This is a genomic window from Flavobacterium galactosi (assembly GCF_048158585.1).
Classification (GTDB): domain Bacteria; phylum Bacteroidota; class Bacteroidia; order Flavobacteriales; family Flavobacteriaceae; genus Flavobacterium; species Flavobacterium galactosi.
Genome location: NZ_JBLNKV010000003.1, coordinates 57,375 through 80,846, shown reverse-complemented (window position 1 = coordinate 80,846; position 23,472 = coordinate 57,375). Strand labels below are relative to the sequence as shown.

Genomic DNA, 23,472 nt, shown 5'->3' with positions numbered 1-23,472 from the left:
GGTTTCTGGGTATAAAAACTGAAATTTAATCAATAAGATTATTCTTGTACCCTTTTGAAATCCAAATCTTGAAAATCATAACTAAAATCAGTCAATTCAGAAATTGGCTTCATTTTTATAATCACTGCTTTTCCAGTTGCGTCACATTCGAAAAACAAATGCGCATCGGCATGAAAATAGGCATTATTCCATTTTACCACAAAATTATTTTCTTTGTAGAAAAAAACTTCTCCTGAAAGTTGTGGAGAACGTTTTGATGCAAAATATAATTTTCCTTTTTTTTGCGAAAGTGTAATATCTCCAAACCATTTGTCATTGTAAATCCCCGTAAAAGTATTGAAGTCTATTTTGATTTTGTCTTTTTTGTTTTTTGCTACAGTTGTCCAAACTTCATCAGTAACTTTGTCGGCAGTTGCTACATTCGATTTTAATCGGTTGCTGTAAATTGTGATATAATCGTCTGATTTTATTCCTAAATAACTGTCTTTTATAGTATTTGTAATAGCGGTAAAAGCTGCTCCTGATTGCTGATTTGTTAAAACAATAATTCCTAAATTTAGTTCCGGAAGTAATGTTACTTGGGTGACAATTCCCTCTAATCCGCCCGTATGACTAGCTTGTTTGTATCCCTTTATGTCACTTAGAAACCAACCCAGCCCATAACCGCTAAAATGAGTATTATATGGAGGTTTTGTAGTTACTGGTATTATGGTTTGTAACTGCCACATTTCATTGTGCTCTTTTTCTGAAAATAACTGCTTGTTCTCCGAGCCATATTTTCCATTATTCATTTGCATAATAACCCATTTGCTCAAATCATTTACACTGGAATAAATTCCGGCAGCCGCATCAAAAAGTTGGTTTTGGTAACGCTTGATTACTTTAAGTTTTCCGTCAATAGGAACATGAGGAACAATTATATTGGTACTGTCTTTCAATCGTAAAAAGGAGGCTGCGCTATGGTACATTTCTAAAGGTTTCATGATGCGTTCTTCTATGAAATCACACCAACTTTGACCACTTACTTTAGCAACAACTTCGCCTGCAACAATGTATAATAAGTTATCATAATCATACTTAGTTCTAAAAGCTGAAACTGGTTTTAAATATTGTAAATTTTGAATGATATCTTGCGCTGTGAAATTACTTCCGTCAGGCCAAATCATTAAATCGCCTGCGCCAAGACCCAATCCACTGCGGTGTGTCAATAAATCCCGAATCGTAAATTCATTGGTTACATAGTCATTATACATTCTGAAATTAGGAAGGTATTTGCTGACTTTATCGTCCCATTTTACTTTCCCTTCATCAACAAGCATTGCCAGAGCAGCGCTTGTAAACGCCTTACTATTGGACGCAATTCCAAAAAGCGTATTTGCATCTACTTTTTCGTTTGTCAAAATTGATTTTACTCCATATCCTTTGGCGTGAATTATTTTACCGTCTTTTACAATGGCGACTGCAATGCCTGGAACGTTGAATGTTTTTAACGAACGTTCCACTAATTCATCGACTTGAGAGGAACTGATTTGTGCGAAAGAAAGTGTAGTTGCGATTAACGTTATTGCAACGAATAATTTATTTTTCATATTATTTATATTTTCTTTTTTTTAAATCTGTAACCTGTAATCTAAATTCTGCAATCTTAAATCTAAAACCCTCTTTGTCTTTTGGCTTCAAAAATTAAAATCGCTGCGGCAACCGAAACATTCATGGAATCTATTTCGCCTTGCATTGGAATTATAATATTTTGGGTCGCTTCTTTTCGCCATTCTTCTGTCAAACCTGTTGCTTCCGTACCCACAACCAAAGCGGTAGGCGTAGTATAATCTTGTGTATGATAGGAAGTCGAATTTTGCAAAGTCGCACAATAAAAATTGATTTTTCTTTCTTTCAAAAAAGCAATAATTTCTGATGTTGTTCCTGTAGCAATTTGGTTGGTAAACAAGCAACCTACGCTGGAACGCACAATATTTGGATTGTATAAATCACTTTTTGGGTTGGCAATAATCACGGCATCCAGATTTGCAGCATCGGCAGTGCGTAATATAGCACCAATATTTCCTGGTTTTTCAGGAGCTTCAGCAACTAAAATCAATGGGTTTTTAGATAATTTTAAATCGGATAATTGTAACGATTTGGTTTTGGCTACAGCCAAAATACCTTCGGTAGTATCACGATACGCCAGTTTTTGATAAACTTCTTTGTTGATTTCTATTAAGTCAGCACTTTTGGATAATTGACGAGCTTCAGTTTCCGAACAAATTTCAGGTAAAAACAATAGTGTTTCCATTTCGTAACCACCTTTTATGGCAATCGAAATTTCACGTTTTCCTTCAATTAAGAATGTTCCGGATTGTTTGCGTGCTTTTGCTTTTTCTTGCAATAACACTAAAGATTTTATAAATGGATTTTGTACGGAAGAAATTTGTTTCAATGGAAAAGTCGCTTGGTTACTAAGGTGCTAAGTTACTACCTTTTTTTAAATTCTAAAATGCAATAACTGCTGTATTAGAAAACACGCTTATTGCAGCTATTAAGGAGTATTTTCTTTAAATTTGTAAAAATCTAAATCCTAAATTATAAGTGTTTCATCTATTAGATATTATCGGTACAATGGCTTTTGCCATGTCTGGCGCATTGACGGCCATGAATAAAAAGCTGGATCCTTTTGGCGTTTTTATCATTGCTTTTGTAACCGCTGTGGGTGGAGGAACGTTGCGGGATATCATGATTGGCAGAACGCCGGTGGGATGGATGCTGGACTTAAAGTATGTTTATGTAATAATCATGGGCTTTGTTTTAGCCATCATTTTTAGAAAAAAATTCGATCGTTTACGTACTTCTTTATTTTTATTTGACACGATTGGATTGGGTGTTTTTACTTTAATTGGACTTGAAAAAGGAATAAATATTGGACTTCATCCCGTTATATGTATTGCATTAGGAACTATGACGGCCTGTTTTGGAGGCGTTATTCGCGATATTTTGTGTACTGAAATTCCTGTTATTTTCAGAAAAGAAATTTATGCCACGATTTGTATTTTAGGTGGAATTGTTTTTTTTCTCCTTCGAAAATTGAATTTGGATAATGATGTTTTATACTTAACCACTTCTTTAGTTATCATTTCAGTTCGCTTGATGGCCGTGAAATACAAATGGTATTTGCCTACTTTAGAACATAAATAAAAAATGCTTAATTTCACGAAGTCTAAAACCAAAGGGTGAAAAATTATTCCGTTAAACAATATCAGGAAAGTGATTATGAAAATTGGAATGCCTTTATCGGTCAAGCCAAAAATGCTACTTTCTTATTTCATCGTGATTTTATGGAATATCATAAGGATCGATTTCAGGATTTCTCGTTGATGATTTTTGAGAACGAAAAACTAGTAGCTGTTCTACCAGCAAATAAAGTTGGAGCAATAGTTTATTCCCATCAAGGATTAACTTATGGTGGATTGGTTTATTCCCCTAAAATAAATGGAGAAAAAGTAGAAAATATTTTGGATTCCCTTTTGTCTTTTTTTAAAGGAAATGGGATACAATCTTTTTATTTTAAACCAATTCCTTTATTCTATTCTTCAAAAGGCAACGCTGAAATGGATTTTTTCATGCTTAAAAAAGGAGCGTTTTTGGATAAAAAAGAGATGAATTTAGCCATCTATTTAGCAATGCCATTGACGATTTCAAAAAGTAAATTAAAGCATTTCAGGAAAATTGAAGAACTCGATTTAGAACTGGTGGAAGAATATCAATTTGAACCATTTTGGGAATTGGTTTTAGCGCCAAGACTATTGGAGAAATATGATGCCAAACCAGTACATACGCTACAAGAAATAACTGAACTAAAAGAAAATTTCCCTAATAATATCAAACAATTTTCAGTGTATTATGAAGGTGTTATTATTGCAGGCATTACACTATTCGAAACTGAAACTGTTGTGAAATCGCAATATGGAGCCACAACTAAAAAAGGGGAGGAGTTGCGCGCATTGGATTTTTTATTTATCAATTTAATACGAAAATACAAGAGAGAAGGGAAGCTTTTTTTTGATATGGGTATCGTTAATGATGACAATGAAAAAGGGTATCACACAGGACTTTTGAAACAAAAAGAAGAATTAGGCTGCTCTGTTTATAGTCAGGATTTTTATAAAATGAATCTTATATGATACCATTTCTCGATTTGAAAAAAATAAACGAGCCTTATGAAACCGCTTTTCAAGAAAAATTGAAAACAGTTTTAGAAGCGGGTTGGTATATTTTAGGGAATGAAGTCAAAGCATTTGAAACCAATTTTGCCAACTATTGCGGGACAGACTATTGTGTTGGAACAGGAAATGGGTTTGATGCTTTAGTTTTGATTTTTAAAGGTTACATTCAGCTTGGGAAATTACAAAAAGGAGATGAAGTTATTGTTCCTGCAAACACGTATATTGCCAGTATTCTAGCTATTTTACAAGCAGATTTAATTCCTGTTTTGGTCGAGCCAAAGCTAGAAACCTACAACATCAATCCCGATTTAATTTCAGAAAAAATCACCTCAAAAACAAAAGCAATTTTAGTAGTTCATCTTTATGGACAATTGGCTGAAATGGACAAGATAAATGAAATTACTGTTGCAAATGATTTACTGGTTATTGAGGATGCGGCTCAGGCTCATGGTGCAATCAAAAATCAATCAAAAATCAAAAATCAAAAATCAAGTGTAGCGTATAGTTTTTATCCCGGGAAAAATTTGGGAGCATTAGGTGATGGTGGTGCAGTAACTACAAATGATTCGGAATTAGCAAAAACCATTCGGTCACTTAGAAATTACGGTTCAGAAACGAAATATTACAATGATTATATTGGGATAAATTCAAGGTTAGACGAATTGCAAGCTGCTTTCCTAAATGTAAAATTACCCAATTTAGACACTGAAAATGAAAAGCGAAGAGTAATTGCCAAACGCTATTTATCTGAAATTAATAATGATAAAATAATTCTTCCAACAGTTTCATTGCGAGGAACGAAGCAATCTAATCATGTCTTTCATTTGTTTGTGATTCGAACACCAAACAGACTTGATTTACAGGAATATTTACATCAAAATGGAATAGAAACGTTTATCCATTATCCAATTCCACCACACAATCAAAAGGCTTTATTATTATGGAACCATTTGTCTTTTCCGATTACCCAAAAAATTCATGACGAAGTATTGAGTTTACCTATAAGTCCCATTTTGACAATGGATGAAGTGGATTTCATTATTTCAATTTTAAACAAGTATCAATAGTGCCTGATAGTAAAGCAGCATATTATCAAATTGTTAAAACTACTTCGCTTTTTGGCGGAGTACAATTTTTTACTGTTTTTATTTCTATAATTCGTGCCAAATTAATTGCTATTTTCATTGGTCCGGCTGGAATGGGAATTGTTACTTTATTGAATTCAGCTATAAATGTTGTAGGTGGGATTACGAGTTTAGGAATTGAATCTAGTGGGATTAAACATGTTTCGAGCAATTATAAAAATGATGATTTAAATAGTATAGCAACTATTGTAGCGATAGTAAAAAGGCTGGCATTCTTAACGGGGATTTTAGGATGTCTTGCTACTGTTTTTCTTTCCAGTTGGTTGAGTCAGTTAACTTTTGGGAATTCAAGCCATGTATTTTCGTTTGTTTTTATTTCAATTACGCTGTTGTTCAGACAATTAATGATCGGGGAATTTGTGGTTTTACAAGGTTTAAGGAGAATGAGACTTTTAGCGAAAGCCAATTTTTACGGAAATTTATTTGGATTGCTATTCTCAATTCCACTGTATTATTATTACCGAATTGACGCTATAGTTCCCACAATCATAGTTGCTTCACTTTCGTCATTATTATTTTCCTTTTTTTATTCGAAAAAGATAAAATTGAAAAAAATTATCATTTCCAACGAGCAGTTGACTACTGAAGGGAAAAGTATAATTAAACTGGGAATTCTTTTGACATTAAGTGGTTTGTTTACTTTACTTTCAACCTATTTAATTCAAATTTATGTTGGGAAACAAGGAGGTTTAGAACAAGTGGGATTTTATAACGCTGGTTTTACGTTGTTGAATTCTTATGTTGGAATAATTTTTACAGCAATGAGTACCGATTATTTTCCAAGATTAGCTTCAATAAGTAATGAAAACGAAAAAGTCAGAATAAGTGTGGTTCAGCAATCTTTCATCTCAATATTGATTATAACACCTATAATAATTCTATTTTTAACGTTGATTCCACTTATTGTAAAAATTATTTACACGCCAAAATTCATTTCGATTATTCCGATGGTTTGTTTTGGGATATTAGGCATGTTATTCAGGGCAGTTTCTTGGTCGATGGGGTATGTTTTGATTGCCAAAGGAGATTCAAAAATGTTTATCAAAACGGCTTTTGGTTTTAACCTTATTTCATTAATTTTAAATGTTTTAGGGTATCATTTTTATGGATTAGAAGGACTTGGAATTAGTTTTTTTGTCTTTTATTTGATTCATTTTTTTGGATTAAAAATAATTACTAAAAAAAGATATGGTTTTTATTTTGACTCCCATTTTTATAATATTTATGGTATTTGCTTTTTGATGTGCATGACTACTTTTTTATTTCGATATATTCCAAATCCGATTATAAAATATAGTTTAATGTCATCAATGGCAGTGCTTTCAATAGTTTTTGTTTTATTTCAAATGAATAAAAAAATAGAACTGAAAGGTTTGTTTAATGCTATAATTAAAAAGCGGAATGATTGAAATTTTAAAAAATAATTATAGAAAAGCAAAATCAGGTTATCAAAAGTTTCAGTTGTATTATGCTGTAAATTGGACTAAAACTATATATTTTAATTTTAAAAAATTTCCTTTCAGTACCGCCAAAAAACTACCTGTATTTTTTTATGGAAATGTAAAATTTGCCTCAATAGCCGGTAAAATAGAAATTGAAGGAAAAATTAAAAAAGGAATGATTGGTTTTGGACAGCCTTATGAACTGAATACGCTCCATAAGGGGATTGCCGAAATTAATATTTTGGGAAAAATAGTATTCAAAGGACATGTTCAATTTGGTAAAGATTATTTTATCTATATCGGTGAGAATGGTTATTGTGAATTTGGTCACATGTCATCTTTGGGGTCTTATGCTAAATTGATCTGCATTGAAAGTATTGTATTAGGTAATTATGCTCGTTTTGGATCTGAATGTCAAATTATTGATACTAATTTTCATCCCATGATGAATACAATTACGGAAGAAAAGTTTAAAATGACAGCTCCAATCGTGATTGGGAATTATAATTATGTAGGCAGTAGAGTTTCTATGATGCAGAATACTAAAACTCCGGATTATTGCACCGTTGCTTCCAATAGTTTGTGTAATACCGATTATATTTCCTTTGGTTCGAATATTTTAATTGGCGGTATTCCGGCAAAATTTATAAAAGATTCTATTTCCCGAGATTGGGAAGGGGAAAAAGATTCGTTAGATGCTTATTTAATCGTCTAGTTTATGAAGTCACTAAATGAATTCTCAACTTAACTTCCAGCAAAAGATACTTTAATATTAAGGTGATATTGGATGTTTTATAAGCCAAAATCATCTCAAAATGAATTCGTTTTAATAGGGCTTTATTTTCTTCTTTTGTTTTATTGAGTGCAATTGCTTTTTTTACTATCAAATACGTAGAATGATTAATTTTTCTGGCTCGCGAATCATTTTTTTTGAAAAAATCGGTTCCTAAAGAAGTAGCGACAATTCTTTTTTGCATTAGGATTTCGTCTATAAAATCAAAATCATAAATTCGGGAAGTACGAATCCAAAAATCCAAATCTTCGTAAACTAACGTTTCATCATAGCCATCTAAATGATCAAAAACAGTTTTTTTTATCATCGCCGAAACGGAACAAATGCTATCTCCACCTGAAAGAACGGATGTATAAATATCACCTGTTGTTCTCGGGGTAATTACTTTTTGAAAACTATCAACAGGAAAATAATAAGATTCAAATTTGCCTTTTTCAGTTATTAATTCAACATTTCCATATACAATTCCCAGATTTTTGTAAGCTGTGTTTTTGAAAGCATTTATTTGAGAAGTAATACAATTGGGTAGTAAAACATCATCTGCAGCCAAGTCAATGATATATTCTCCTTTGGCTTTTTTTAGTGCTTTATTGAAAGATTTTGTACTTCCTAAATTAGTTTTATTTGCAATAAATAGAATTTCGGGATAATTACCAAGCCATTTTTTAATTACTGATCTAGAATTGTCAGTACTGCAATCATCAATAATGATGAGCTCTACAGACGGATAATCTTGATTAATTACAGAAAACAAACTCTCCAAGAGATACTTTTCCTGATTGTAACACAAGCAAATAATGGTAACCAATGGATTGTCTTGCATATTTTTTTAAAAGAGTTATATTTGATACGAAAATAACAAATCGATAATGATTTTGCCTAACAAAAAAATTAAAATTGCTTTAATTGGTTATCGATTAAGTCATGGTGGAGCCGAAAAAGTTATGGCTGTCTTGTCTCAGTTTTTTGAAAAAAAAGGAATAGAAATTCACAATATTATTGTTCTCGATGAGGTTTCCTATTCCTATTCAGGGAAATTAGTCAATTTGGGTAAAATGAAAAATACTTTCAACGGACTTTTTAATAAATGGAATCGGTTGGTGTTTCTTAAAAAATATCTCGACGAAAATAATTTTGATTTTATCATTGACTTCCGTTTTAGAATAAAACCCATTCAGGAATTGATAATAGCAAAATGGCTCTATAAAACGAAATCTATTTTCATGGTTCATAGTTATTTAATCGATCATTATATGCCTAATTGGTCTTTTCTTACCCGCATGATGTATGGAGATTGTTATAAAATGGTGAGCATCACTGATGAATCCAAGGTGTTAATCGAAAGAAAACACCAACTTAAAAACGTTGCCAGAATTTACAATCCAATCGATATTGATGCTATTGTAGAAAAAAGTAAGGAGTTAAATGAACTTCCTTATGATTATATTATTGGCGTAGGCCAAATGGAAACAAACATCAAACAATTCGATAAATTGATAGAAGCGTATTCGAAATCTATCTTGCCAAAAAATAACATTCATTTGGTTTTATTGGGCGAAGGAGAAAGAAAATTGATACTTCAAAAGTTAGCCAAAGAGAAAAATATTGATGATAAAGTACATTTTTTAGGATATCAAAATAACCCGTTTAAGTATTTAAAAAAAGCGAATTTTTTCGTTTTGAGTAGTTTAAATGAAGGTTTGCCCAATGTTATTTTAGAATCACTGGCTTGTGGAACTCCAATTGTTGCGTTCGATTGTTTGTCAGGACCCAGTGAAATGATTCAGCATCAAGAAAATGGATTGCTAGTCGAAAATCAGAATGTTGAAAAACTTACTGAAGCCATGAATTTATTTGTAGAAGATGGGAATTTATATCGATATTGCAAACAAAATGCACCACAAAGCGTGCAGTCTTTTTCCATTTCGACTATTGGAAAACAATGGTTGGATTTGATGAAAATTAGTTTATAACACAATTATGACCACATTAAAAGACATACAATTACTTAAATTACCCGTTGTAGAAGATACACGCGGGAATCTGGCATTTATTCAAAATGATGTTTTGCCATTTGAATTTAAGCGAGTTTATTATCTTTTTGATGTACCCAGCAATTCTTTTCGAGGCAGTCATTCTCATATTAATCAAAGCGAAGTCCTAATTGCTTTGAGTGGAAGTTTCGAGGTTGTTCTAAATGACGGATTCGAAAAAAAATCATTTTTTTTGAATAAACCAAATATTGGATTGTATATACCAACAGGAATGTGGCGCGAGTTAGAAAATTTTTCATCAGGAGCAGTTTGTTTAGTTTTTGCCTCTGATATTTATAATGAAGACGATTATATCAGGGATTTTGATGAATTTTTGATGTCCAAAAAATGAAACTGCTATACATTGTTCCAAACATAAATAACGAAGGTGGTGTAGCCAGAGTCCTTTCGATAAAAGCCAATTATCTAGTTAAAAAATTGGGATATGAAGTGCATATTCTGACTCAAAATGAGGGATTTTCTCCTTTGTTTTATTCTTTCAATTCCAATATTGTTTTTCATGATTTACCATTGAAAGGTAATTTTTTTCAGTTTTTTAAATCCTTTTCAAAAGGGTTAAAAAGTAAAATCAAGACAATTCAACCAGACATTATTATTGTTTGTGATAATGGTTTAAAAGCATATACTATTCCTTTTATTTTAAAAAATAAGCCCCCTCTTATATTGGAAATGCACAGTTCCAAGTTTATTGAGGAAAGAGAAATCAAGAAAACTATTTTTACCAAATTGCTGTCCAATTTTGTTTCCGTTTTGAAAAAAAATGGAATAAAAAAATACGACCGATTTGTTGTTGAAACAAGCGAAAGCATTTCAGAATGGAAAGTGAAAAATGCAATTGTAATTCCGAATCCTTTATGGTTCACAACAGATGAATTCAGCACTTTAGAAAGTGAAAAAGTGATTGCTGTTGGGAGACATACCTATGAAAAAGGATTTGACAGAATGTTGCAAATCTGGGGAAAAGTGATTGTTAAACATCCGGATTGGTTATTGGAAATTTACGGAAAATCAAATAAAAATATCGATTTAAGAGTATTGGCTGAAAATCTGGATATTTCTAAAAATGTGATTTTTTATGAACCGGTTCGCAATATAAAAGAGAAATATTTAGAGGCTTCTTTTTATTTAATGACTTCTCGATTTGAAGGTTTTGGGATGGTGTTAATTGAAGCAATGGCTTCCGGATTGCCTTGTATTGCTTATGATTGTCCCTGCGGACCAAGAGCAATAATTTCTCAAAATGATAACGGTTTTTTGATTGAAAACGGTGACGAATCGGATTATGTTAAAGCAATTGAAACTTTAATCGAAAATGTGCCGTTAAGAAGAGAAATGGGAAAAAAAGCAAAATTGTCTAGCGAAAAATACAACATCGACACAATTATGCAATCTTGGGATCAATTATTTATTGGAATCAAAAAAAGTTAGTTTTTCGGATGTATGGAACACAAATACCCGACTCTAAACAGATTGAAAACCAGTAAATTGGGATTTTTTCCCGTCAAGTTTTTAAAGAATTGCTTTTCAAAAAACGTGTAAATTTTCGAAACTATAAAAGTTGATTTTGTTCTTTTTAAAAAATGATACAATTGAATTAATCGTATAAAATCAACAGCAATTTTCTCTTCTTCATACAACAAAATCAAATTTTCTAACGACTCTTTGGTTTTGTTTAAATAATCAAAATTGGTATCAATAGCTCCGTGTTCAACAGGGTTATCTATATGATTTACTTTAGATTTTAATAAACTCAATTGATAGGAAAGTTGGGTGTCATCATGACCGTATTTTTTAATGTTTTTGTCAAATTTTACTTTGTTAAAACGCTCCTTTTTAATTACGGTATTATTAAAAAGTAACGATTGGTACGGATTTTTATTTCTGTTTGCTGTAGTTTTATCTTCAATGAGTCGTCCGTATTTCCATCGTAGTGTTTGAGTATTGGAAGGGCATTTTTCAGGATGCAAACGACCTCCGTAAATAACATCATAATCATGAAAATTATCGATGTATTTCTGGATGTAATTATTATGAATGATTATGGAGTCGCCATCAATAAAGAGCAAATAATCAAATTTTGCTTTTTCAGCAAGTGAATTTCTGTTTTCGCGATGCGCCAGGTTTTTTTTTAAGGAAACAAAACTACAATTTGATAACGCATTTACATTTTCATTGAATACGTTCAAACCTGATTCCGAGGCATCATCCTGACATAAAATCTCAAAATTTATTCCGCAATCTGTACATTGTTTGTGCAGCTCTAAAACGAGAGGATAAACATTGTAATTGTATATTGGAACAAGAATAGAAAGCATTATGCGGTTCGCTGCTGAACCACTTCAAAAATTCTTTCATCTTCACATTTCAATGTTTTTGAAGGGAACTTCATTAACAAAGCATAATCGTGAGTCGCCATAATAATGGTTTTTCCGTTGGCATTGATGTTTTTTAATACTTCCAATACTTCGACACTGGTTTGAGGATCAAGGTTTCCTGTTGGTTCATCTGCAAGGATAAGTTCAGGATCGTTAAGTAAAGCTCGAGCGATTGCAACACGTTGTTGTTCTCCTCCAGAAAGTTGATGTGGCATTTTATTACCAAATTCTTTCATGCCTACTTTATCTAAAACTTCGTCAATTTTTCGTTGCATTTCGTCATTGTCAATCCAGCCTGTAGCCTTGAGAACAAATAACATATTGTCTTTTACAGTTCTGTCTGGCAGTAATTTGAAATCTTGAAAAACGATTCCAATCTTTCTTCTCAAAAATGGAATATCATCTTCTTTCAAAGTCACTAAATCAAAATCTACGATATGACCTTCTCCTTCAGTCAAAGGTAAATCGGCATACAAAGTCTTCATTAAGCTGCTTTTTCCGGAACCTGTTTTCCCAATGATGTAAAGAAATTCACCATGTTTTACATCTAAGTTTACGTGGGATAAAATAGTTTTTCCTCCTTGATAAATGTTTACATTTTGTAGAGACAGTACGGATTGTGACATAATTAGCGTTTGTTTATGGGGTAAAAGTAATAAGATAACGCTTGTATTCAAAATAAATTCTGTTCAATTAAATAGAATTCCGGTAATTATAAATAATTATTGGAAAGCCAAATAGTTTAAAGCGATGAATGTATTGCATGAAAGTTAAATTTTGCAGTGTTTAAAAGAATGTTCATAATAAAAACGAATTGCGATTCGTTATAGAGTTCAGAATATAATACATTTGAATTATTAAAATAAAATCACAATGCGTAAAATTTCTTGGCTCTTCTACTTACCACTTTTCATTATAACTGCTACTATTTCAGCACAAAAATCAACTATTTATACTAGCGATTCAAAAGATTTCAATAAAGCGGTTTCCTTATTTAATGATGCGCAATACGCATCTGCGCAAATTATTTTTAATAAAGTTGAAGAAACTGCCACTACTGAAGAACTGAAATCGGATTGTGCGTATTATGCCGCTAATTGTGCCATCAGAACCAATCAAGCCAACGCTGATGAATTGATGGAACGATTTGTTTCGGATTATCCAACAAGCGTAAAACAGAATCAGGCGTATATAGAAGTGGCTCATTATCATTTTGATCAAGGGAATTATCCGCAAGCCTTACAATGGTTTGATAAAGTGGATGAAAGCCAATTGAGCACTAGCGACCGAGATAAATTTAACTTCCAGAAAGGCTATAGTTTTTTTAATGCCAAAAAGAAAAAAGAAGCAACAATCTATTTTAATAAAGTGGTTAATTCAGCTGAATATGGTTCTCAAGCCAAATATTACTTGGGATTCATGGCTTATGAAGGAGACGATTACAAACAAGCCACAAAATATTTCGACGAAGTTTCAGGCGAAGAAAAATACAAAGAAAAGCTTTCGTATTACCAAGCCGATATGAATTTTAAGTTGGGAAATTTTCAAAAAGCAATTGATTTAGGCGGAAAAGCCATGGCTAAATCAAATCCTGCTGAAAAATCAGAATTGAATAAAATCATTGGCGAAAGCTATTTTAATTTAAAAAAATACGATACTGCAATCCCCTATTTGGTTGCCTATAAAGGGAAAAAAGGAAAATGGAATAACACGGATTTTTACCAATTGGGCTATGCGTATTACAAACAGAAAGACTACGAAAATGCCATTTCTCAGTTTAATAAAATTATAGGAGGAAAAGATTTTGTGGCGCAAAATGCATATTATCATTTAGGGGAAAGTTACCTGAATACCGATAAGAAACAACAAGCTTTGAATGCGTTTAAAAATGCTTCAGAAATGAATTTTGATGCCGCTATTCAAGAAGATGCTAGTTTAAATTATGTAAAATTGAGTTATGAATTAGGGAATTCCTATCAGAGTGTACCGGCAGTTTTACAAGCTTTCTTGAATAAATACCCTGATAATGCAAGCCGTTCGGAGATTGAGAAATTGTTGATTGATTCTTATATTTCTTCTAAAAACTACAAGGAAGCCTTGGTTTTATTAGAAAAAAATAAATCACCAGAAAATAAATTAGCCTACCAAAAAGTACTTTTTTACAGAGGTTTAGAATTATATACCGATGGGAATTATGAAGAAGCGTTGAAAATGTTTTCGAAATCTGTTAGCGAACAAAGAGATGCAATTTTTACTGCAAGAGCTACTTTCTGGAAAGGAGAAACAGAATATGTTTTGGATGATTTCAAAAGTGCTTTGTTGAGTTTTAAACAATTTGTAGCTTCATCGCAAGCCGCAACTACACCGGAATATAAAAACAGTAATTACAATATTGCTTACACGTATTTCAAATTGAAAGAGTACGACCAGGCGGGGAATTATTTTCAAAGTCAAATAGAAAAAGCACCCGGAGATAAAGTGCGTTTGAATGATTCGTATTTGCGTTTAGCGGATTGTCGTTTTGTGACTTCAAAATACGGTCCAGCCATGGATGCGTATGTTAAAGTGATTGAATCTAAAAGTGTTGATGCGGATTATGCGTATTTCCAAAAAGCAATTTGTTATGGATTTATTGCTAAAAATGAGAAGAAAATAGAAGAACTGAATGCTTTTTTACAATTGTATCCAAAATCAGAATACAGAGATGACGCCCTTTTTGAACTTGGAAATACATACGTAGCTGAAAATAAAACAGATCTTGCTGTAAAAACATACGACCGAATAAATACGGAATTCAAAAGAGGTTCTTTTACTTCCAGAGCAATTTTGCGACAAGGTTTAGTGTATTACAATTCAGATAAAGATGAACAAGCATTGGTTAAATTTAAAAAAGTAGCCGCTGATTTTCCTAGAACTCCGGAGGCATTGGAAGCTGTTGCAACTGCTCGATTGATTTATGTAGATAGCGGAAGAGTGGATGAATATGCGAACTGGGTTCGTACTTTGGATTTTGTCGCTGTTACTGATGCAGAACTTGATAATGATACTTATGAAGCTGCTGAAAAACAATTTCAACAGAATAACACGAAGCATGCGATTGCAGGATTTAGTGGTTATGTTTCTAAATTTCCACGAGGGATTCATGCTTTACAGGCTAATTATTACTTAGCGCAATCTTATTTTTCCGATGGGTCAGAAAGCAAGTCTATTCCTAATTATGAATTTGTAATTGCACAATCCCGAAGTGAATATACGGAACAATCGTTGTTGCGATTGGCTCAAATTTTTCTTAAAAATAAAGACTATGACAAAGCAATACCGGTATTATCTCGTTTAGAAACCGAAGCTGACATTTCTCAGAATAAAACATTCGCACAATCGAATTTGATGAAGTCGTATTACGAGAAGAAAGATTATCCAAATTCAGTTATTTATGCTGAGAAGGTTTTAATGAACCCTAAAACGGATGATAATGTAAAAAGTGATGCACAAATCATCATCGCCCGCGCCGCAATTCAAACGGGTGATGCGGCAAAAGCCCGAACTGCTTACGCAAAACTAATGACGATTGCCAAAGGAGAATTAGCTGCCGAAGCGTTGTATTATGACGCTTATTTTAAAAATAGAGATGGAAAATTTGAAGTGTCAAATGTTGCGGTTCAAAAATTAGCGAAGAATTATTCGAGTTATAAATATTTTGGGGCCAAAGGGTTAGTCTTGATGGCAAAGAATTTCTACGGATTGAAAGACAGTTATCAGGCAACCTACATTTTAGAAAATGTGATTCAAAATTTCACTGATTTTCCAGATGTTATTTCAGAAGCACAAACAGAATTGGACTATATCAAAACGGAAGAATCCAAGACAAATTCATCAATTTCCAAGTAAAGAATTCTGAAGTAAGAGATTGGACCAAGAAAACAAGAAAAATAGGCGTGAAGTTTTTAAAATAATTGAAAGCCAAAAAATAAACGGAATGAATATACCTTTTTACATCGTTGATGTTTTTGCAGAGAAAAAATACGCAGGCAATCAACTGGCTGTTTTTTTAGGTGCTGATACCTTAAGTTCTGAGCAGATGCAAAAAATTGCCCGTGAAATCAACTTTGCGGAAAGTACTTTTATAACTAAGCTTAAGCCGGAAAATAGCGTTGCAGAAATTAGAATTTTTACTCCAGAGCATGAAATGAAGTTTGCGGGACATCCAATTATAGGAACTTCTTGGGTTTTGATGAATAAGATATTTGAAAATCAACCTGAAAAAATTGCTTTGTCAGTTCCAATTGGCGAAATTCCAATTCATCAATCGGGAGATTTAGTATGGTTGCAGGCGGCTCAACCCCAGTTTTTGGATACTTTTTTAGCAGAAGATTTTTTATCCTTCAGCAATTTAAAGAGTGTTGATTTTGATGATGAATTCCCAATTCAGGAAGTTACTACAGGAAGTGCTTTTGTAATTGTTCCTATCAAAAATAAAAAAGCATTAGAGAATTTAATTCTTGACAAGGTTAAAATGAATGAATGGTTGCATGGGCATTGTAAAACAAATCATAGAGCCTTGTATTTTTATTGTTTAGAAGAAACAAAGCTCAGTAGTAGAATGTTGTATATAGAAGATAATCAAATTAAAGAAGATGCAGCCACCGGTAGTGCCAGTACTTGTTTACAAGCTTTTCTTTTAAAATATCATTCCGCGGAAATTCAGATTGTCAATCATCAGGGCGATTTTATTAATAGATCATCTCAAATTTATTTTGACGGAAAATTAACGGAAAATCATTTTGATATAAAGATTGGTGGGAAGACGCAATTTATTGCAAAAGGCGAATGGGAAGTTTAATTACAAGGTTACGAGTTATAAATAAGAAGTAAAAAAGAGTCAAGAGACAAGAAGGAAGGGTAGTGATTAAACAATTTTTAAAAATCTTGTTTCTTTCTTCTTTATCAAAAAAAACAATAATAAAACATGAGAATCAATTTCCAAAATAAAATAATTATCAGTCTGTTGCTTATTGCATTTCAATTTTCGTTTGCACAAAAAAAGGAGCAAATAGGAACAGAAACGGTAAATGTTGTGAAGCCTTATACGCCAACAATTTCGGATGCTTTCAAAGTAAAAGAAACTCCTGCACTTGAAGAGGAAGGAAATGCCAAAAAAGAAACGATAAAATACACCATTTTCTCTTTTCCGGTAGCCTCAACTTTTACTCCGTCTAAAGGGAAAGCAGAAGGAGTGGAGAAAGAAAAACAGGAACATTTGTTTAAAAATTATGCCACTTTTGGCGTGGGGAATTACGGAACCTTCATTGGGGAATTATTTGTAAATCACGATCTAAATAGTACGGATTATGTTGGCGGAATGTTTCGTCATCATTCGTCACAAGGCGGTATTAAAAGTGTGGTATTAGATGATCGTTTTTATGATACTGCGATTGATTTAACGTACGGATCAAATCGAAAAGAGGTTTCATGGAATTTAGATTTGGGTTATCAAAATCAAATTTACAATTGGTACGGATTGCCTGCCGATTTTGGGACTACTTTGACACCTCAGGATAGGAGGACGTTGATTAATGGAATCAATCCACAACAAACGTATAATACAATATCACTTGGAGGTAAAATAGATTTTAACGAGAGTATCTTAAATAAAATGAGTGTTAAATTCAATCATTTTTCGGATCTTTTCGGATCTTCTGAAAATAGATTTTATGTTAAGCCAATAGTGAAATTTGATGTAATGGAAAGCGCTGTAAAAACAGATTTAATTGTTGATTATGTTGGTGGAAGCTTCAAGAAAGATTACTCTAATACGAATACGCAAGCTGTGAAATATGGTTTTACTAATTTTGGAATTGCACCAAGTTTTGTAATGCAAAAAGAGGATTGGACGCTGAATATTGGAGCGGCTGTGTTTTATAGTTTGGACAACCAAAACAGCAATAATAAATTTTTAGTTTATCCAAGATTCAATGCTTCTTACAAAGTCGTTGGCGACTTAATGATTTTCTACGCTGGAGCCGAAGGAAACTTAGAGCAAAACTCTTACATGGATTTTGTTAATAAAAATCCGTTTCTATCGCCAACATTAAATATTGCGCCAACAGATAAGCAATATGATATTTTTGCAGGATTAAAAGGGAAACTGACTAACAACGTGAGTTATAATATTAAAGCTTCGTATGTTAATGAAAGAAATAAAGCGTTGTTTAAAAGCAATGACTATAATGAAAATGCTACAAATCAGGAGTACGCTTTTGGGAATTCCTTTCAAGTGGTTTATGACGATATGAGAACATTGAGTTTTTATGGGGAATTAAAAGCTGATTTTTCTTCAACGGTATCTTTTGGAGTCAACGGGACTTTTAATAGTTATACCAATGATTTTCAAAGTGAAGCTTGGAATTTACCAACCGTAAAAATAAATTCAAACATTAACTTTAATATTACGCCAAAATGGTTCGCTGGTGCAAATGTATTTTACGTAGGCGAGCGTAAAGATCAAAAGTTGAATACTGATGTCGTATATGCAGTTCAGCCGGATCCTTTTACTTTGCCTTCCTATTTTGATGTAAATGCAAATGTTGGATTCAAATATAGCGACCGATTGACAGCCTTTTTAAAAGCCAATAATATTACCAATAAAGCCTATGAAAAATGGTTGAATTATCCGGTTCAAGGTTTTCAAGTGATTGTAGGAGCGAACTATAAATTTGATTTTTAGGTTTTTTTAACCACAAAAGGCACAAAGTTTAACGCAAAAGACGCAAAAGGATAATTCAAAATAACGAAACTATCTTTGTGTCTTTTTTAATTTCTTTGTGCTTTTTGTGGTGATTTTTTTATTTTCCCATTTAACTATGACTTTCAAACAAAAAATACATACTCATTATCTGCAATTAGTTCAGGATCGAATCGATGTTTTCAAAGACATGATAGTTGCACTTACCGAAGATTCTAAAAACGATGCTAAAGGTTCCGCGGGAGACAAACACGAAACAGCCTTGTCCATGATGCATATTGAGCAGGAGAAACTCAATGCCAAACTTAGAGAAGTGTTGACTCAAAAAGCTGTTTTAGATAAAATTGATTCGACTACAATTGCTAAAACTATCATTCTGGGCAGTTTGGTTAAAGCCAATGGAATTTATCTCTATTTAAGTGCGGCACTTCCTAAAATTAGTGTAGAAGGAATCAATATTATCGCTTTATCACCACAATCGCCTTTGGGAAATAAACTAATGGGAAATACAATTGGATTTACCTTCGAAATTAATAATACGAAGTATTTGATTGAAGAGATTCAGTAAATACATTTCATTTAGCTTGTTTTAGATGCGTTAGATTTTAATAAAGAAGTTTTGATTGGAATCAAATTAAAGTTTTTAACTTCAAAAACTGTTTTTTTAAGTATTTTTAGTTACATTTTAAATGTAAAATATAATTTTCACTTTAAATTTGTAACTGAAATAGTCATTAGTGTTTTAGGAATGTAACTGTTGCTGCATCTTTGCCTTATCAAATTGAAAAAACAAATTAAAATATATAGTTATGTGCGGAATAGTATGTGCCTTTGATTTAAAACAAAAAGCGGAAGTTTTAAGACCACAAGTATTGGAAATGTCTAAAATTATCCGTCACCGTGGACCGGACTGGAGTGGGATTTTCAGTAATGAAAAAGCTATTTTGTCTCATGAGCGTTTGGCAATTGTTGATCCAGCTTCAGGGAAACAACCTTTATTTAGTGAAGATAAACAACTTGTTTTAGCAGCTAATGGTGAAATTTACAACCACAGAGAATTGCGTAAACAATTTGAAGGAAAATATAACTTTCAAACGGAAAGTGACTGTGAAGTTATTTTAGCACTTTATAAAGAAAAAGGACCTCATTTTATAGATGAAATGAACGGAATTTTTGGATTTGCTATTTATGATGTAGAAAAAGATGAGTATTTTGTCGCTCGTGACCACATGGGAATTATTCCATTGTACATCGGTTGGGATCAACACGGTACTTTTTATGTAGCTTCAGAATTGAAAGCTTTAGAAGGATATTGTACAAAAATCGAATTGTTTCCTCCTGGACATTATATGTCAAGCAAAGACGGAGAATTTGTACAATGGTACAAAAGAGAATGGGTTGATTATGATGCTGTAAAAGACAACGTAACTAGCATTGACGAAATTAAAGTAGCGCTAGAAGCAGCGGTTCACAGACAATTGATGAGTGATGTGCCTTATGGAGTATTGCTTTCAGGAGGGTTAGATTCTTCTATTACTTCGGCAGTGGCCAAAAAATATGCGCAAAAAAGAATAGAATCTGGTGATGTTGCGGATGCTTGGTATCCTCAATTACATTCATTTTCGGTAGGATTAGATGGTTCTCCAGATTTAGCGGCAGCTCAAATAGTTGCAGATCATATTGGAACCATTCATCACGAAATAAAATTCACTATTCAAGAAGGTTTGGATGCGGTTAAAGATGTAATTTACAACTTGGAAACCTATGATGTCACTACGATTAGAGCCTCAACGCCTATGTGGTTAATGGCGCGAGTTATTAAATCAATGGGTATTAAAATGGTATTGTCAGGTGAAGGAGCGGATGAGTTGTTTGGAGGTTATTTATACTTTCATAAAGCGCCAAATGCAAGAGAATTTCACGAAGAGAACGTACGTAAATTAGGTAAATTACATATGTATGACTGTTTGCGTGCAAACAAGAGTTTAGCGGCATGGGGAATTGAAGGACGTGTGCCATTTTTAGATAAAGAATTTATGGATGTGGCGATGAGAATCAACCCACAAGATAAAATGATAAACAAAGAGCATCCAATGGAAAAATGGGTGGTTCGTAAAGCTTTCGAAGATATGTTGCCACCAAGTGTAGCTTGGAGACAAAAAGAACAATTTAGCGATGGAGTTGGTTACAGTTGGATTGATACTTTGAAAGAAGTAGTGGCCGTGGAAGTTTCAGACGAACAATTAGCAAATGCTAAATACAGGTTTCCTTTGCAAACGCCAACTTCTAAAGAAGAATATTATTATCGTTCTATATTTCATGAGCATTTTCCGAGCGATGCCGCAGCATTGTGTGTACCGCAAGAAGCAAGTGTGGCCTGTAGCACAAAAATTGCATTAGAATGGGATGAAGCATTCAAAAATATGAATGATCCTTCAGGAAGGGCAGTTGCGAGTGTACATGATGATGCCTATGTAAAAGCATAAAAATATTTTTTTGGTCTAAATAACTTTTAGAATTTACAAATAAGAAAACGTTCTCCATTTCGAGAGCGTTTTTTTGTGTTAAAAAATCAACATAATGTTAATAACTTAACTGCTTAAAAAGTGATTTTAACGGTAATATAATTTGCGTTTTTATATATTTGCGTGTTAGACAAAAATTACATTTTTTTAGAATAAAATATATGAGCGAAGAAATCAAGAAGGACAATTATTCAGCAGATAGTATTCAAGCATTAGAGGGAATGGAGCATGTAAGAATGCGTCCATCGATGTATATTGGAGATGTGGGTGTTCGAGGACTGCATCATTTAGTTTATGAAGTAGTAGATAACTCTATCGATGAGGCAATGGGAGGCCATTGTGATACAATAATAGTTGATATAAATGAAGACGGGTCTGTTTCTGTTGAAGATAACGGACGTGGGATTCCAGTAGGGATTCATAAAAAAGAAGGAGTTTCGGCATTAGAGGTTGTAATGACTAAAATTGGTGCCGGAGGAAAATTTGATAAGGATTCCTATAAAGTTTCTGGTGGACTTCACGGTGTTGGGGTTTCGGTGGTAAATGCATTGTCAAACCATTTGAGAGCTACTGTTCATAGTAGTGACGGAAAAGTATACGAACAAGAATATGAAAAAGGAAAAGCGCTATATCCGGTAAAACAAATCGGTGTAACTACAAAAAGAGGGACGATTGTCACTTTTTACCCGGACGAAACCATTTTTACTCAAACTACTGAGTTTTCTTACGATACGTTGTCGGCTCGTATGCGTGAATTGTCATACTTGAACAAAGGAATTACAATCACATTTACAGATAAAAGAGAACTAGATAAAGATGGAAATTTTGTTTCTGAAATTTTCCATTCTACCGAAGGTCTTAAAGAATATATCCGTTATTTAGATGGAAATCGTGAGCCAATAATTGCGCACGTTATTTCTATGGATAATGACAAAGGAGAAATTCCAGTTGAGGTGGCGTTGATTTACAATACAAGCTACACGGAAAATATTTTTTCGTATGTAAATAATATAAATACACACGAAGGAGGAACGCACTTGCAAGGTTTTAGAACTGGTCTTACCAGATCGTTGAAGAAATATGCAGATGCTTCGGGAATGTTGGATAAACTGAAATTTGATATTTCAGGGGATGACTTCCGTGAAGGATTGACTGCTATTATTTCAGTAAAAGTAGCGGAACCACAATTTGAGGGACAAACCAAAACTAAATTAGGAAATAGAGAAGTTGTTTCGCCGGTAAGTCAGGCTGTTGGAGATATGATTGAAGCTTATTTGGAAGAAAATCCAAATGATGCTCGAATCATTGTTCAAAAGGTAATACTTGCAGCCCAAGCGCGTCACGCAGCTAAAAAAGCGCGTGAAATGGTACAGCGTAAAACCGTGATGGGTGGTGGTGGATTACCGGGAAAACTTTCTGATTGTTCGGAGCAGGATCCTGCAAAATGTGAAGTATATCTTGTCGAGGGAGATTCGGCGGGTGGAACTGCAAAGCAAGGTCGTGATCGTGCTTTCCAAGCTATTTTGCCATTACGTGGTAAGATTTTGAATGTGGAAAAAGCGATGGTTCACAAAGTTTTTGAAAATGAAGAGATTCGAAATATTTTTACGGCTCTTGGAGTTACCATTGGAACTGCAGAAGACAGTAAAGCCTTGAATATTGAAAAATTACGGTACCATAAAGTAATTATTATGTGTGATGCCGATGTCGATGGTAGTCATATTTCTACTTTAATTTTGACATTCTTCTTTAGATTTATGAAAGAATTAATCGAAGAAGGGCATGTATATATTGCCGCACCACCTTTATATTTAGTTAAAAAAGGAAATAAGAAAGAATACGCTTGGAATGATGTACAACGTGATCAGGCGAATGAAAGAATGGGCGGAAGCGCAGGAATTCAACGTTATAAAGGTCTTGGAGAGATGAACGCAGAGCAATTATGGGAAACCACAATGGATCCAAGTTTCAGAACGTTGCGTCAGGTAACTATTGATAGTTTGGCGGAAGCCGACAGAGTATTCTCGATGTTAATGGGAGACGAAGTGCCGCCAAGAAGAGAATTTATTGAGAAAAATGCAGTTTACGCTAATATAGATGCTTAATTAAAAAGTTTATTCGTTGATTGGTTATTTGTTTAATCGATTCAACGGTTAAACAAATAACCAAATAAACATAG

At 33.2% G+C, this 23,472-nt stretch carries 19 protein-coding genes; 14 read left to right on the top strand and 5 right to left on the bottom strand.

Annotated features, from left to right (window positions below; all coding sequences use genetic code 11):
* Positions 1-38: 38 nt before the first annotated feature.
* Positions 39-1,589, bottom strand: coding sequence for a serine hydrolase (locus tag ACM55M_RS07080; protein WP_416856872.1), 1,551 nt, complete (start codon positions 1,587-1,589; stop codon positions 39-41).
* 62 nt (positions 1,590-1,651) lie between these two features.
* Entirely contained in the window at positions 1,652-2,437 is a 786-nt protein-coding gene (locus ACM55M_RS07075) for a TrmH family RNA methyltransferase (RefSeq protein WP_416856871.1), read from the bottom strand.
* Positions 2,438-2,586: 149 nt separating this feature from the next.
* Between ACM55M_RS07075 and ACM55M_RS07070 the strand changes: the two genes are divergently transcribed.
* From ACM55M_RS07070 to ACM55M_RS07050, 5 genes are read left to right on the top strand one after another with little or no spacing between them, the layout of a single operon-like run.
* The gene (locus ACM55M_RS07070; RefSeq protein WP_039109995.1) at positions 2,587-3,189 is read left to right on the top strand and encodes a trimeric intracellular cation channel family protein; all 603 of its coding nucleotides are present in this window, start codon (positions 2,587-2,589) and stop codon (positions 3,187-3,189) included.
* Positions 3,190-3,224: 35 nt separating this feature from the next.
* Positions 3,225-4,175, top strand: a complete 951-nt coding sequence (locus ACM55M_RS07065; RefSeq protein WP_416856870.1) for a FemAB family protein — start codon at positions 3,225-3,227, stop codon at positions 4,173-4,175.
* Positions 4,172-5,284 (top strand): DegT/DnrJ/EryC1/StrS family aminotransferase, encoded by a 1,113-nt coding sequence (locus ACM55M_RS07060; RefSeq protein WP_416856869.1) that lies wholly within the window; start codon positions 4,172-4,174, stop codon positions 5,282-5,284. Before ACM55M_RS07065 ends, ACM55M_RS07060 begins: the two co-directional genes overlap by 4 nt.
* Positions 5,284-6,771 (top strand): oligosaccharide flippase family protein, encoded by a 1,488-nt coding sequence (locus ACM55M_RS07055; RefSeq protein WP_416856868.1) that lies wholly within the window; start codon positions 5,284-5,286, stop codon positions 6,769-6,771. The genes ACM55M_RS07060 and ACM55M_RS07055 overlap by 1 nt, the downstream gene beginning before the upstream one ends.
* Positions 6,764-7,519, top strand: coding sequence for an acyltransferase (locus ACM55M_RS07050; RefSeq protein WP_416856867.1), 756 nt, complete (start codon positions 6,764-6,766; stop codon positions 7,517-7,519). Before ACM55M_RS07055 ends, ACM55M_RS07050 begins: the two co-directional genes overlap by 8 nt.
* Position 7,520: 1 nt before the next feature.
* On the opposite strand, the gene ACM55M_RS07045 is transcribed toward ACM55M_RS07050, so the two are convergent.
* Positions 7,521-8,420: a glycosyltransferase gene (locus ACM55M_RS07045; protein ID WP_416856866.1), complete on the bottom strand. Its 900-nt coding sequence runs from the start codon at positions 8,418-8,420 to the stop codon at positions 7,521-7,523.
* A 52-nt stretch (positions 8,421-8,472) separates the two neighbouring features.
* Here ACM55M_RS07045 and ACM55M_RS07040 point away from each other — a divergent pair, with 52 nt between their 5' ends.
* Genes ACM55M_RS07040 through ACM55M_RS07030 form a run of 3 tightly spaced genes read left to right on the top strand, consistent with a single transcriptional unit; the run spans position 8,473 to position 11,079 of the window.
* Entirely contained in the window at positions 8,473-9,570 is a 1,098-nt protein-coding gene (locus ACM55M_RS07040; RefSeq protein ID WP_416856865.1) for a glycosyltransferase, read from the top strand.
* 7 nt (positions 9,571-9,577) lie between these two features.
* Positions 9,578-9,982 carry a sugar 3,4-ketoisomerase gene (locus ACM55M_RS07035; protein ID WP_416856864.1) on the top strand — a complete coding sequence of 135 codons (405 nt, stop codon included), beginning with the start codon at positions 9,578-9,580 and terminating at the stop codon, positions 9,980-9,982.
* On the top strand, positions 9,979-11,079 hold the full coding sequence (locus ACM55M_RS07030; RefSeq protein WP_416856863.1) for a glycosyltransferase family 4 protein: 1,101 nt from the start codon (positions 9,979-9,981) through the stop codon (positions 11,077-11,079). The genes ACM55M_RS07035 and ACM55M_RS07030 overlap by 4 nt, the downstream gene beginning before the upstream one ends.
* Here the strand turns inward: ACM55M_RS07030 and ACM55M_RS07025 are convergent.
* Both ACM55M_RS07025 and ACM55M_RS07020 read right to left on the bottom strand, forming a co-directional pair.
* Positions 11,076-11,966, bottom strand: coding sequence for a glycosyltransferase family 2 protein (locus ACM55M_RS07025; protein ID WP_416856862.1), 891 nt, complete (start codon positions 11,964-11,966; stop codon positions 11,076-11,078). The two genes, ACM55M_RS07030 and ACM55M_RS07025, sit on opposite strands and share 4 nt — an antisense overlap.
* A complete protein-coding gene (locus tag ACM55M_RS07020) occupies positions 11,966-12,652 on the bottom strand; it encodes a cell division ATP-binding protein FtsE (RefSeq protein WP_416856861.1) in 687 nt (228 codons plus the stop codon). The genes ACM55M_RS07025 and ACM55M_RS07020 overlap by 1 nt, the downstream gene beginning before the upstream one ends.
* 247 nt (positions 12,653-12,899) lie before the next feature.
* Between ACM55M_RS07020 and ACM55M_RS07015 the strand changes: the two genes are divergently transcribed.
* The 6 genes from ACM55M_RS07015 to gyrB all read left to right on the top strand — a co-directional run bounded on the left by ACM55M_RS07015 (position 12,900) and on the right by gyrB (position 23,398).
* Entirely contained in the window at positions 12,900-15,914 is a 3,015-nt protein-coding gene (locus tag ACM55M_RS07015; RefSeq protein ID WP_416856860.1) for a tetratricopeptide repeat protein, read from the top strand.
* A 19-nt stretch (positions 15,915-15,933) separates the two neighbouring features.
* Positions 15,934-16,866, top strand: a complete 933-nt coding sequence (locus ACM55M_RS07010; protein ID WP_416856859.1) for a PhzF family phenazine biosynthesis protein — start codon at positions 15,934-15,936, stop codon at positions 16,864-16,866.
* A 126-nt stretch (positions 16,867-16,992) separates the two neighbouring features.
* Positions 16,993-18,750, top strand: coding sequence for a TonB-dependent receptor (locus ACM55M_RS07005; protein WP_416856858.1), 1,758 nt, complete (start codon positions 16,993-16,995; stop codon positions 18,748-18,750).
* 136 nt (positions 18,751-18,886) lie between these two features.
* Positions 18,887-19,336, top strand: a complete 450-nt coding sequence (locus ACM55M_RS07000) for a hypothetical protein (protein WP_416856857.1) — start codon at positions 18,887-18,889, stop codon at positions 19,334-19,336.
* Between the two features lie 241 nt (positions 19,337-19,577).
* Positions 19,578-21,254 (top strand): asparagine synthase B, encoded by a 1,677-nt coding sequence (asnB, locus tag ACM55M_RS06995; protein ID WP_416856856.1) that lies wholly within the window; start codon positions 19,578-19,580, stop codon positions 21,252-21,254.
* 200 nt (positions 21,255-21,454) lie between these two features.
* Entirely contained in the window at positions 21,455-23,398 is a 1,944-nt protein-coding gene (gyrB, locus tag ACM55M_RS06990; RefSeq protein ID WP_416856855.1) for a DNA topoisomerase (ATP-hydrolyzing) subunit B, read from the top strand.
* Positions 23,399-23,472 lie beyond the last annotated feature (74 nt).